This window comes from Flagellimonas crocea, assembly GCF_033441595.1.
Classification (GTDB): domain Bacteria; phylum Bacteroidota; class Bacteroidia; order Flavobacteriales; family Flavobacteriaceae; genus Flagellimonas; species Flagellimonas crocea.
Genome location: NZ_JAUZVX010000003.1, coordinates 305,586 through 318,031, shown reverse-complemented (window position 1 = coordinate 318,031; position 12,446 = coordinate 305,586). Strand labels below are relative to the sequence as shown.

The 12,446-nt window shown below is 42.6% G+C and carries 13 protein-coding genes; 5 read left to right on the top strand and 8 right to left on the bottom strand.

Annotated features, from left to right (window positions below; all coding sequences use genetic code 11):
• Positions 1-74 precede the first annotated feature (74 nt).
• Positions 75-776 (top strand): zinc metallopeptidase, encoded by a 702-nt coding sequence (locus SD449_RS10845; RefSeq protein ID WP_318310578.1) that lies wholly within the window; start codon positions 75-77, stop codon positions 774-776.
• Positions 777-845: 69 nt separating this feature from the next.
• Here the strand turns inward: SD449_RS10845 and SD449_RS10840 are convergent, their stop codons facing one another.
• The 4 genes from SD449_RS10840 to SD449_RS10825 all read right to left on the bottom strand — a co-directional run bounded on the left by SD449_RS10840 (position 846) and on the right by SD449_RS10825 (position 3,723).
• Positions 846-1,364, bottom strand: coding sequence for a ferritin (locus tag SD449_RS10840; RefSeq protein ID WP_318310577.1), 519 nt, complete (start codon positions 1,362-1,364; stop codon positions 846-848).
• Positions 1,365-1,472: 108 nt separating this feature from the next.
• Complete coding sequence (locus tag SD449_RS10835) at positions 1,473-1,793, bottom strand: hypothetical protein (protein WP_318310576.1); 321 nt, start codon at positions 1,791-1,793, stop codon at positions 1,473-1,475.
• A 39-nt stretch (positions 1,794-1,832) separates the two neighbouring features.
• Positions 1,833-2,303 carry an Lrp/AsnC family transcriptional regulator gene (locus SD449_RS10830; protein ID WP_318310575.1) on the bottom strand — a complete coding sequence of 157 codons (471 nt, stop codon included), beginning with the start codon at positions 2,301-2,303 and terminating at the stop codon, positions 1,833-1,835.
• A 46-nt stretch (positions 2,304-2,349) separates the two neighbouring features.
• Complete coding sequence (locus tag SD449_RS10825) at positions 2,350-3,723, bottom strand: saccharopine dehydrogenase family protein (RefSeq protein ID WP_318310573.1); 1,374 nt, start codon at positions 3,721-3,723, stop codon at positions 2,350-2,352.
• 79 nt (positions 3,724-3,802) lie between these two features.
• Here SD449_RS10825 and SD449_RS10820 point away from each other — a divergent pair, with 79 nt between their 5' ends.
• Positions 3,803-4,186 (top strand): DUF423 domain-containing protein, encoded by a 384-nt coding sequence (locus SD449_RS10820; protein ID WP_318310572.1) that lies wholly within the window; start codon positions 3,803-3,805, stop codon positions 4,184-4,186.
• A gap of 19 nt (positions 4,187-4,205) precedes the next feature.
• On the opposite strand, the gene SD449_RS10815 is transcribed toward SD449_RS10820, so the two are convergent.
• Positions 4,206-5,195, bottom strand: a complete 990-nt coding sequence (locus SD449_RS10815) for an SH3 domain-containing protein (RefSeq protein WP_318310571.1) — start codon at positions 5,193-5,195, stop codon at positions 4,206-4,208.
• Positions 5,196-5,524: 329 nt separating this feature from the next.
• Between SD449_RS10815 and pckA the strand changes: the two genes are divergently transcribed.
• Positions 5,525-7,141, top strand: coding sequence for a phosphoenolpyruvate carboxykinase (ATP) (pckA, locus tag SD449_RS10810; protein WP_318310570.1), 1,617 nt, complete (start codon positions 5,525-5,527; stop codon positions 7,139-7,141).
• A 56-nt stretch (positions 7,142-7,197) separates the two neighbouring features.
• On the opposite strand, the gene SD449_RS10805 is transcribed toward pckA, so the two are convergent.
• Genes SD449_RS10805 through SD449_RS10795 form a run of 3 tightly spaced genes read right to left on the bottom strand, consistent with a single transcriptional unit; the run spans position 7,198 to position 10,259 of the window.
• Complete coding sequence (locus tag SD449_RS10805) at positions 7,198-7,941, bottom strand: uroporphyrinogen-III synthase (protein WP_318310568.1); 744 nt, start codon at positions 7,939-7,941, stop codon at positions 7,198-7,200.
• Positions 7,942-7,947: 6 nt separating this feature from the next.
• Positions 7,948-8,604: a DUF4271 domain-containing protein gene (locus SD449_RS10800; RefSeq protein ID WP_318310567.1), complete on the bottom strand. Its 657-nt coding sequence runs from the start codon at positions 8,602-8,604 to the stop codon at positions 7,948-7,950.
• The gene (locus SD449_RS10795) at positions 8,604-10,259 is read right to left on the bottom strand and encodes an ArnT family glycosyltransferase (protein WP_318310566.1); all 1,656 of its coding nucleotides are present in this window, start codon (positions 10,257-10,259) and stop codon (positions 8,604-8,606) included. The genes SD449_RS10800 and SD449_RS10795 overlap by 1 nt, the downstream gene beginning before the upstream one ends.
• A gap of 121 nt (positions 10,260-10,380) precedes the next feature.
• On the opposite strand from SD449_RS10795, the gene SD449_RS10790 reads away from it, so the two are divergent.
• Complete coding sequence (locus SD449_RS10790) at positions 10,381-11,109, top strand: polyprenol monophosphomannose synthase (protein WP_318310564.1); 729 nt, start codon at positions 10,381-10,383, stop codon at positions 11,107-11,109.
• 2 nt (positions 11,110-11,111) lie between these two features.
• On the top strand, positions 11,112-12,446 hold the full coding sequence (locus tag SD449_RS10785) for a dihydroorotase (protein WP_318310563.1): 1,335 nt from the start codon (positions 11,112-11,114) through the stop codon (positions 12,444-12,446).

Here is a 12,446-nt window from a genome sequence, read left to right as displayed (position 1 = left end):
AGACCCCTGCCATTATTTGGCGGGGTTTTTGCTTTTATATACTATATTTATATTCATGTAAAAAAGATAAAGCTATGATGACATATTATATATTGATCGGTGCAATTGCTTTGGTGAGCTGGTTGGTAAGCAATCAGTTAAAGAGCAAGTTCAAAAAATATTCCAAAGTCCATCTAAGAAATGGCATGAGCGGGGCGGAGATTGCCCAGAAAATGCTCGATGACCATGGCATAAGGGATGTAAAGGTAATTTCAACCCCTGGTATGTTGACGGATCACTATAACCCTAAAAATAAGACCATAAACCTTAGTGAGGGTGTGTACAACCAACGAAATGCCTCGGCAGCTGCGGTGGCGGCTCACGAATGCGGACATGCCGTGCAACATGCGCAAGCGTATGAATGGTTGACCATGCGTTCCAAATTGGTTCCTGTGGTAAGTGTTACCTCTGGAATGTCAACTTGGGTGGTCTTTGGTGGTATTATGTTGATGGCGGCAACTGGTGCCGCAGGTGGTATTGGTTTTTACATCGCGGTGGCCGGGTTGATCATGATGGGCTTCGCAACCTTGTTCAGTTTTATCACGTTGCCTGTTGAATACGATGCCAGTAAGCGCGCTTTGGTGTGGTTGAAACAAAAAAATATGGTGAGCCAAGAAGAATATGCCGGAGCGGAAGATGCTCTAAAATGGGCCGCCAGAACTTATTTGGTAGCAGCTTTGGGTGCATTGGCCTCTCTATTGTACTGGGCCGTTCAGGTTTTTGGAGGTAGAGATTGATAGAGTTGCAAAGCAATACAATAAAAAAGGGGCCAAGCGGCCCCTTTTTCTTTTTCTATATTTGATGGATTACTCGATCCAATTGGCAACTTGGTTGTCAATCATTTGAAGACCTACGCCTTCGGTGCCGGTAACTTGAATCATATCCAAGATGTCCCTGATCGTGTTTTCTTCTTCAACCTGTTCCATAACGAACCAGTCCAAGAAGCGTTCCGTTGTGATATCGCTAATTTCCCTAGCTTTTTTCACGATGTTATGAATGGATTCTGTCACCTTTACCTCGTGTTCCAAGGTAGATTCAAAAACATCAACAATGGATGAATAATCGTGATTGATTCCTGTTACTTCTGGAGAAATCGGATTTCCTCCGGTATCGACCAAAAAGTTGAAGATTTTCATCATATGCTCACGTTCTTCCTCAGCTTGTTTAAAGAAAAACTTGGCACTGGTAAAAAAACCGTTTTGTTCGCACCATGAGGCCATGGCCAAATAAGTGGCCGAGGCATGGGCTTCCATTTTTATCTGTGCGTTGAGCATATCCATGGTTTCTACTTTAATGCTCATACTTTGTCTTGCAATATCTTTCATAACGTAAATATCTAGCGTATTTCCAGCATAAATTTACTGAATTTAATCCTTTTGGAGCAGTTTGCTCCTAATTTATAAGGGAACTAAGATTGGATAAAAATAATAAGTCTAACAAACCACTGCTTCGCTTCCTGCGGATAGTCCCAAAATCATGAAACCATGTTCCACAAGATTTCTTAGGTCGAGCACTTCCAGAGTGTTCAGGATAAAGAGGTGTTCTTTGTTGCAAAGCATCAAAACCTCGAAACCGTGGGAATTGAGGTCGCTATCAAAATGCGCTTCTATGTCGATGGACATCACCTTATGGCGGAGCGACAATAGTTGACATAGCGACATACGAACTGTTTTTTGACCAAAATCAATATAGTAGCAACGTTCGTCCGACGCTTGGTACAAAGTGTAATATGTGGATTGAAATATTACATTCATGGGGTCAAATGTAATATTTATTTAGATTGAATACAAATATCAAATCTGTATTTGTCGATCAATTTGCTGGTCAAGTGAAATAAAGGTCTCCGTTCTTGAAACACCCTCTATTTGCTGGATTTTTTTATTGAGCACCTGCATCAGGTGCTCATTGTCCCGACAGAGCACTTTGATTAATATGGACCAATTTCCAGTGGTGTAGTGGCATTCCAGTACTTCTGGAATTTCCTCCAATTGCCGCACTGCCCGTGGATTGGTCATGGCCTTGTCCAAATAAATGCCGATGTACGCCATTGTGGAATAGCCCAAAACTTTGGGATTGATAACGAATTTGGAACCGGAAATGAGTCCTGAACTTTCCAGTTTGCGCAATCTTTGGTGGATGGCAGCTCCTGAAATCCCAATTTTTCTGGCAATTTCAAGAATGGGCCTTCGGGCATCCTCCATGAGATATCTTAGGATTTTCTTGTCAATGCCATCAATCTTAACGGAATTGTTAGTGTTCTTCACAAGAATGATTTTAATTTGAAGCTAAGATATTGAAAATCACTTAAAGTTAACCGGCCACGGAATCGGGATTGTAACCCAAATAAGGGACTTCATATTCCTTAAACTGAATCCCGTTCGCTTTTAGCTCATCCAGAATGGGCTTGTAGACTTCTTTATTGATGGGAATTTGGACCCCCGGTGTTTTTATTTCCCCGTTCAGTATATGCAATGTGGCCATGGCCACGGGAAGCCCTACGGTTTTGGACATGGCCGTATAGGTCCTGTTTTCGCCTATGACCACCATGTTGGCATCAATCTGTTTTTTTTCGCCGTCCAATTCGTACCCAAACTTATGGTACATCACGATCATATCCTTTTCATCCTCCTTCAATGTCCAGCTGTCCTCTAAAATGTACTGGAGCATTTGAGCAGGTGTTGCATTTTTCAGTGAGATTTTCTTGGAGTCATCAAAAAGGTTTAGCTCTTGTAGTTTTAACCACATTAGGTCATCTTGATCAATTTTGAGGTAGTGCCTCAACTTCAGTTCCACGGAATCCGTGGGGGAGTAGGGTAAAAACAGGTTCACAAATTCGCGGTACGACATTCCTTCCGAATTTTCGATGGCATAACTGTCGTCCGTCATACCAAGAATCACGAACATTTGCCAAGCTTTGGAAAACCCGACCCTTCGCATGGTTCCGCGGTATAAGGTCAATGCATTTTGTAGGCCATAGGCTTCGCGATACTTTAAGGAATCCCTGTTGGCATAAACCTCAAAAGTGCCATAGCCCTCTACTTCCAAAAATTCTGTTCTTCTAAACAATTTTTGATAGGGGATGTATTTGTAGGTGCCTTCCTGTATAAACTTTGCCGTCCCCCCTTGGCCTGCCAGCACTACGTTTCTGGGGTTCCAAGTAAACTTATAGTTCCAAAGGTTGGTGTCGCTCTCTGGAGCCACCAATCCCCCTGTAAACGATTCGAACAGGAGCATTTTGCCCCCGGCATCCCGGATTCTGTCTATAACTTCCATGGCACTCATATGGTCAATGCCCGGGTCCAGTCCTACTTCGTTCATAAAAACCAGGCCTTTTTCTTTTGCCGCTCCGTCCAGTTCCTTTAGTTGGTCGCTCACGTACGAGGCGGTTATGAAATGCTTTTCGAATTCGATACAGTCACGGGCCACGTTGATGTGCAGACTGGCTGGAAGCATGGATACCACTATGGATGCATTTTTTACAGCTTTCTTCCTTTCCTCCTCATTAAAGATATCCAAGGGGAAAACCGTACACTTGGGATGCTTGGAAAAAATATCCGGGATATGTTCTGGATGAAGATCTCCAATTTTAAGATGGATATTTTCAGTATCCGATTTTTTGAGAAAATAATCTAATAGGTATGAGGTTGATTTACCTGCTCCAATAACTAAAATAGTGCGGACCATGTGTTTTGCTTACTTTTGATTTAATAGAATACTAAGGTATTAAAATGTTATATTTCTAAAAAAATAGCATACTAAAGTTATGAACAGAACAATTTTATTGACCGGAATCCTGATGGCCATGACCGCGATCATTCTCGGGGCATTTGGGGCACATGGCTTGGAGAAATTGGTAGACGGGGAAGCTTTGGACACCTTTGAGACCGGGGTGAAATATCAAATGTACCATGCCCTTTTTCTATTGTTTTTGGGCATATGGAACGGGTTGGCCATCAAACAAAAGAAAACTGTTTTTGGTCTTGTTCTTTCTGGAGTGATTTTGTTCTCTTTTTCTATTTATGCCTTGGCCACAAACAGCTTAAGCTCCTTTGATTTTAGGGCAATCGGTTTTTTGACCCCTATCGGCGGACTTTTAATGATTTTGGGCTGGGTCGTTTTGGGATACTCGGTATTAAAGTCCAGATAGGGGGCATATAGTTTTTGCTTTATTCCCTTCTTTTGGTGGTATAGTACCCAAAGACCCAACCTTCTTTGCCATTGAAGTTTATTTTGTACCAGCGGTCTGTGATTCCGTTCATTTTTTCCAAGGATTCACCTTGGGCAACAATGTGGCAAATGTCTCCTTTTTCCACCTGGAAAAGTATGTCCGCATTATTGTTCGGGTTACTCCTAACATTGGCTAAATCGGTTTTTATACCAAGTTTATTGGAGGAAAGATTTTCAAAGGAATCAAGTTCTTTAATATAAAAAGCTTCGCCCTTGCCATCGTTATCATAAAGCGCTTTGTTGACGTTTTCTATCAATTTTGATTTTTTAAAATTGGGATTGGCAAGAATATTTTCAAGTAACTCGAATTTCTTTTCCGATGATTCTTCCATGGCCCTCCAATACAGGATTCCCAGTTTTACGTCAATTTCATTTTGTATGGCATCGATATCCCCTTGTATCCATCCTTTTTTCTCCCTTTTCATGCTGGTAACCTCATGCCACCCTTCCTTTTCCTCATTCTCAAAGATTACCACCATGTCCATAGGCTCCAATTTTTTGCCCTCAAAGGTCATGATGTCCGGTCTTTTGTAAAGCTCCGTTTCTTTTTCAATAATGGCAAGTTCTCCGCCCACGGCAAAAAGGTGTTCGTACACCCAACCTTCACTGCCATCCGAAAGCCTTACTTTCAGGTATTCCTTATCGTCCTCGCCCTTCCGTTTTTCATCAAGAAATGCTACAGACTCCCCAAAATAAATCGTGGTCATGTATTTGGTATTCTTCCTGCCAGGTTTGTCCCTCAACCCTACTTTTGGCCATAAACAAATAGCGGATGTTTTGTTATCGACAGATTCATGGCTTTCGTTTTCTCCCGATTCGGACATTTCCGAACCTTCGTTTGTTCCGTTGCCTTTTTCCGTTTTGGAATTGCAGCCGATATTCAATAAAAGTGCGGTAAAAAGTAATGTAAAAATTTTTCCAGTTTTCATATGATAAAGTTTAGGACAAGAAATGTATTGGAATCATTCAAAACATTAGGGGTACAATTGATGGATGCATGATTTGGATTGACGAAACGGATGAAAAGAATCAATTTGAGAACTTTTAAATAGTTGTATGATCGCTGAATATGAATGCTTTGCCCTAAATCTGACTGAATAATTTTTGAGTTTTAACAATTATGGATATGTTTTGATGATCCCAGGACAGTTTCCTATTGAAAATGATATTTTGTCTTAATAATGAATCAATTAACCAATATTTGAAGGGACAAAAACGTAATATTTTCTAGTTTTGTACCAACACATAAAATTTAACTATGAAGGATTCTGCTTCAGTCACGAAAACGATTTCGTTGGACGCTTACGGAATAGAACATGACAACATCCACTATCAACTGTCGCCAGAAGAGCTACATGACATCGCCATTGAAAAGGGTATGGGCAAGGAGGCCGCCTCGGGCGCCCTGGCCATCAACACTGGGGAGTTTACCGGAAGGTCGCCCAAGGACCGCTTTATCGTAAAGGACGATATTACTTCGGAGAGGGTCTGGTGGGGCAACATCAACATCCCATTTGATAGTGACAAGTTTGATGCGCTCTACGACAAGGTGATCGCCTACCTGAACAATAAAGAACTTTATGTTCGGGACTCATATGCCTGTGCAGACCCGGAGTACAAATTGAACATTCGGGTAATCAACGAATACCCATGGTCCAATATGTTCGCCCACAACATGTTTTTGCGACCCACGGAGGAGGAGCTGGAAGATTTTGACCCGGAGTGGACAGTGGTCAACGCTCCCGGTTTTATGGCAGACCCCGAGGTCGATGGAACAAGGCAGCACAATTTCGCCATCCTGAACTTTGGACGAAAGATCGCTCTGATCGGTGGGACCGGTTACACGGGGGAGATCAAGAAAGGGATATTCTCCGCACTCAACTTTATTCTGCCCGTTTATAAAAACACCCTTCCCATGCACTGTTCCGCCAATGTTGGCGAGTCTGGGGATACGGCCATTTTCTTTGGGCTTTCCGGTACAGGAAAAACGACCTTGTCCACGGACCCGAACAGAAAATTGATAGGGGACGACGAGCATGGATGGACCCCGGACAACACGGTCTTCAATTTTGAGGGAGGATGTTATGCCAAGGTGATCGACCTCTCCCAAGAAAAGGAACCGGAGATCTACGGCGCCATTAAGAAGGGTGCGATTTTGGAGAACGTGGTCATGGACAATAACGGGGAGGTGGACTTTTCAGATACCTCCATTACGCAGAACACTAGGGTAAGCTACCCGATACACCACATCGATAACATACAGTGGCCCTCGATAGGCAAAAATGTGAAGAACATCTTCTTTTTGACCGCCGATGCCTTCGGGGTACTGCCCCCCATTTCAAAATTGACCCCTGCACAGGCGGCCTACCACTTTATATCGGGCTATACGGCCAAGGTTGCCGGAACGGAAGCGGGCGTTGTGGAGCCACAGCCCTCGTTCTCAGCCTGTTTTGGAGCGCCGTTCATGCCCTTGCACCCGGCAAAGTACGCGGAGATGCTCAGCAGGAAAATGAAGGAATCCGGTGTGGACGTATGGCTGGTGAACACTGGATGGACGGGGGGACCCTACGGTGTGGGTACCCGAATGAAGTTAAAATATACCCGTGCCATGATCAGTGCCGCCCTGAGCGGTGAACTTGGCCTGTACAATTATGATAAGTACCACATCCACTCGGTGTTCGGGGTGGCCCAGCCAAGAGAGTGCCCAGGAGTGCCGACCAAGGTGCTGAGCCCAAGGGCTACTTGGAACAATGATGAGGCCTATTACAAAACGGCCTTTAAGCTCACCAATGCCTTTAGGGAGAACTTCAAGAAGTTTGAGTCATATGCCAGCGAGGAAATCCGAAGGGGAGGACCACAACGGTATGCTTTCTAGAAAATAAAAGCCCCGTCCATGGACGGGGCTTTTTGTTTTTAACACCAGTATGTGATTTATTTGTTCACGCTGGTAATGTACTTTTGTAATGCCATGGTCATGGATGGCGTTTCAGGTGTTGGAGCCTGAATGTCTATTCGCAATCCGGCCTGTGTGGCTGCTTTTACCGTACTATTGCCAAAAACGGCAATTCTAGTATCGTTCTGTTCAAAATCCGGGAAGTTTTTCATGAGTGATTCAATGCCCGATGGACTAAAGAAAACCAAAATGTCATAATACACATTTCGTAAGTCCGAAAGGTCGCTGATTACCGTTTTGTAGAAAATCCCACGTTTCCAATTCACACCGATTTCATCCAGCAATTCGGGGACGACCGGTTTTAACGTATCGGAAGACGGCAATAGAAACTTTTCATCCTTATACTTTTTGATCAACGGGATCAACTCATTAAAAGTTCTTTTCCCAACATAAATCTTTCTTTTTCTGTACACCACATATTTCTGCAAATAGTAGGCTACGGCCTCAGATTGGCAAAAATATTTCATGGAATCCGGTACTTTGAAGCGCATTTCGTCGGCAATCCTAAAAAAGTGATCCACGGAGTTTCTACTCGTAAGAATGATGGCCGTAAAGTTGTTCAAGTCGATTTTTTGCTGTCTCACATTTTTGGCCTCTACGCCTTCAACGTGTATGAAAGGTCTAAAATCTACTTTTACTTTCTCTTTTTCAATCAATCGCGAATAGGGGGAATTTTCGACTTTGGGTTCTGGTTGGGAAACCAAAATTGTTTTTACTTTCATAAGTTATCAACCTTTAATATAGCTTCCAATTAACACCAAGGGCGCAATTTCGAGTGCGCAAAGGTACAAAATAAAATACATAAAATACGGAAACAGTGCTTTTTGATGGTTCTTTAAAAGCTTTACGGCACCAATGGCATTTATGAGCAAAATCAAGGAAATTGCTACATATATTAAGGGTTTTGAATTGGTTGAAATGTATATCAACAATATGTTGGTAATGGAAATTATTAGGCTGCTATAGTTGAGGTAGGATATTTTACTGAAAATAAGCCCTCCTATCAGATTCAAATTATTGAAAACAAATCCCGTGAACATTTGAAGTAGAAACTTTACCAGTTCAAACAAGGCCAATAAACCCAATAGGATGCAATAGGTCAAGAACGGATTCTCGTCTGGAATCAGTTCAAAAACCCGTAGGACAAGAAAAATAAACAGGGAAAGATTGATCAGTTGGAAAAGTGTCAAAAGCAAATGGAACCAATGCGAAAATTGCCCTTTTTTATTATGGAGTATAATATACTTGTCGTTGAACGGCAGTATGATAAAGTTCAGGAACTTTTTATGATAAAGGTATTTGCCCAATCCCAAAATTACCAGGCCCATGAACAAGGTCAAGGTCATCCAATCCAAAGAAACGACTGTTTTTTCTATGGGATCCATCAATGAATTTTGATCGGTTTACCGTTTAGTCCAGGCAAGAGGTTGTGTTCTGCAATGCCAATTCTAAAATACGATGGATTTTCCATTTTGGACAACGGCAGCACAAAAGAATATTCAAGGGTATCCTTGGATTTTAAAAAGGATTCCTGTGGCGTAAGGTTCTTGACCTTGAGCGGGAGCATTTGTTTTACCTGTTTGTATTCGTTGGAATATGAAATGGTATATTTCAATTGATCCAGCGCCACATCAAAAGGATAGGGGTTATAGACCTTTAGTGAATATTCGATTCCCGTTTCGGGCTTCTCCACTATACATTTCAGTTTTCGGTACGATTGAAAATCATCGATATAAAATCCATGAAAAACAGTGCTGTCCAAGTGCATGTAGGTAACATCGCCGTTCTGCCGATATTGTGAAACGTACAAAACCCTTTGGCCCCTCACCCGCTCCTCCGAATCGTTAATGGAGTATTGGTTTTTCCGGTACATGTAATTGTTGAGGGATATGGCAGGAATCCCGGAGTAAAATTCATACATCGAAGCTCGCCGATAGGAATTTTCAAAAATTACGGGGATGCCTCCGGATTTGGTTTTGAGTTCTTCGGTCCATTGCTTGTTCCCATGGGTCTCGAAAACCATAGGAAACAGGGGTTGGTAAATCATCCATGCCCTTGCGTACATTAAAAGTACCAAACTTACGATGCCGATACGGTACATCCATCTCCTACTTTTTGCATTGACCAAAAGATGGTTGAAAGCAATAATGGCCAACGGGATGGAAATAGCAATGGTCCATTGGGCCTGCACCCTCCGGTTGAAGCTCGATATAAAAAAGAAAACCAATATCCCATAGACCAGATAAATAAGGGCCTTTGAAAACTTATCGGTCGATCTAAATTTGAAAAAGGCACTATAGACCCAATAAAACAAGAGCCCAATGATCACAATATTGTTCAGGAAAAAGCCAAGTGTAAACTCATCAAATTTATAGGCTTGATTGGGGCGTTCGTACAAATGGAAAGTGATGGAAACAAAATCGTTCTGGTAGAGCCAAACAAGATGGGGAACGTAGCAGACCAGAGCCAAAATTACCGCCAACCAGGCCTTTTTGTTGAATATGAGCTTGTAGTTGGATAACAAAACGAACAAAATCACCAAAACAGCATGGTATTTACTGTACATGAGCCCGGCCATCACCAATCCCAGACCAACGGCCGTGATTGTTTTTTCATCCGCCAAGAATCGTTTGTAGAGCCATAGGAACAATGCCGTAAAAAATAGAAGCGATGTGTCCGGAAGTGTCAAAAAACCATAGGCGTTCATCAACGTGAAGGAAAAAACCAGCAAGAAAAAGTGAATGATGTAATCTTTTTTCTTTGGGTTGTCCACCACTGACCAGAGCAATAGATAAGTGCCGGCAGAGAGCACGCAGCTCATCAACCTGACCCCAAGTTCCCCATCAAAAAAAAGACTGCTGACCTTTATCAAAAATGCCACCATCGGCGGGTGGTCAAAATAGCCCCACGCCATATCCTGTGCATAATACCAATAGTAAGCTTCATCATAAATGAGCTCGGTGAACGAAGCTTGCAAAAGGTTGAGCAGAAAAAGGACTGCCGAGAGTATTAAAAAAAGCCTGGGAAACTTTTGAAACATCAAAATTGATTTTTAAAAGGGCAAAGTTACAAATAATGGTCAAGTGTTATTTTAACCTGCAAAAGCTAAGTTGCACGGACAAGATAGAAAACCGTATTTTTGAAATTCTAATCTAGTGCGAATGGCAGACGGCTTGGTCATTATACCTACATTCAACGAAATTGAAAACATTGAAGCCATTGTTAAAACGGTTTTCGATTTAAAAAGGGATTTTCATGTCCTAGTGGTGGATGATAATTCTCCCGATGGTACTGCGGATTGTGTAAGAAGCCTACAAAATGAATTTCCGGAAAGACTTTTTTTGGAAGTGCGAAAGGAAAAATCTGGTCTGGGAACGGCATACATCCACGGTTTTAAATGGGCCTTGAAAAACGGGTATGAGTATATTTTTGAGATGGATGCCGATTTTTCGCACCGCCCCGCGGACCTTGTTCGCTTGCACAGGGCCTGTTTAAACGGAGCTGACGTTGCCGTTGGCTCGCGGTACAAAAAAGGGGTCAATGTGGTCAACTGGCCCTTGGCCAGGATACTTCTTTCCTATGGAGCATCCTTTTATGTAAAATTGATCACCGGGATGAAAGTCCACGATCCCACGGCCGGTTTTGTCTGTTACCATCGGAGAGTACTGGAAACCATTAATTTGGACAACGTACGCTTTATCGGATATGCATTTCAAATAGAAATGAAATACAGGGCCTATCTCAAAAAATTCAAGATAGAAGAAGTCTCGATCATTTTCACCGATAGGGTAAACGGAAAATCCAAAATGAACTCTGCCATCATTCGAGAAGCTATTTTTGGCGTAATCGCCATGAAGATTAGGAGTATATTTTTTAAAAAGAACTTTTAGTTATGTCCAAAATACTGTTGAAGAATGCCAGAATCGTGAACGAGAACAGCATTTTTGAATCCGACGTTTTGTTGGACGGGGACTTTATTGCCCGCATAGACGGGAATATTTCCGATGCCAATGCCAAGGTGATCGATCTGGACGGAGACCTTTTGTTGCCGGGTATCATTGATGACCAAGTGCACTTTCGGGAGCCGGGCCTTACCCATAAAGGCACCATTGCAACAGAAAGCCGGGCCGCGATAGCCGGGGGCATTACCACATATATGGAGCAGCCCAATACCAACCCGCAGACCACTACCATTGAAAAATTGGAGGAAAAGTTTGCTATGGCAGCCAAGGATTCATCGGCCAATTATTCGTTTCTTTTTGGAGGAACAAACGATAATCTGGAGGAATTGAAACGATTGGACAAGAATGCTTGCTCCGGTGTTAAATTGTTCTTGGGCTCTTCAACTGGAAATATGTTGGTGGACAATGAGGAGGTGCTGGAAAAAATCTTCAGCAATACCGAGATGGTAATTTCTGCCCATTGCGAGGACGAAGGGACCATTAGGGCCAACTTGGCCAAATACAAAGAAATGTACGGGGAGAATATTCCCATTGAGATGCACCCCATCATACGAAGTGCTGAAGCCTGTTACCTTTCCTCGTCAAAGGCCATAGCACTGGCCAAAAAAACGGGGGCTAGATTACATGTGTTCCATGTCTCCACAGGCATTGAAACGGACCTTTTCACCAATGAAATCCCGCTGGAAAAGAAAAAAATCACCGCGGAGGTATGTATCCATCATTTGTGGTTTTCTGATGAGGATTATGCCAAAAAGGGAACCCATATCAAATGGAACCCTGCCGTCAAGACCAAAACCGACAGGGAAAAACTTTGGGAGGCGCTTTTGGACGACCGTTTTGATGTTGTGGCAACGGACCATGCCCCGCACACGATTGAAGAAAAAGATAACCCATATACCAGCGCGCCATCTGGTGGGCCTTTGGTTCAGCATGCACTTTTGGCCATGTTGCAAAAAGAAAAGGAAGGTGTCATCAGTTTGGAAAAAATGGTCGAAAAAATGTGCCATAACCCTGCAAAATTGTTTGATATCGACCGCCGTGGATTCATACATGAAGGATATTATGCAGACTTGGTCCAAGTGAATCGGAATTCTAAAAACGAGGTTAAAAAAGATAATCTTTTCTATAAATGTGGATGGTCACCATTTGAAGGCATTACCTTTGATTCCGAAATAAAACGGACTTTTGTAAACGGTCTTTTAGCTTACGAGAATGGCAAATTCAGTGCAGAAAAGAATGCGAAGCGACTTACTTTTAATCGATAG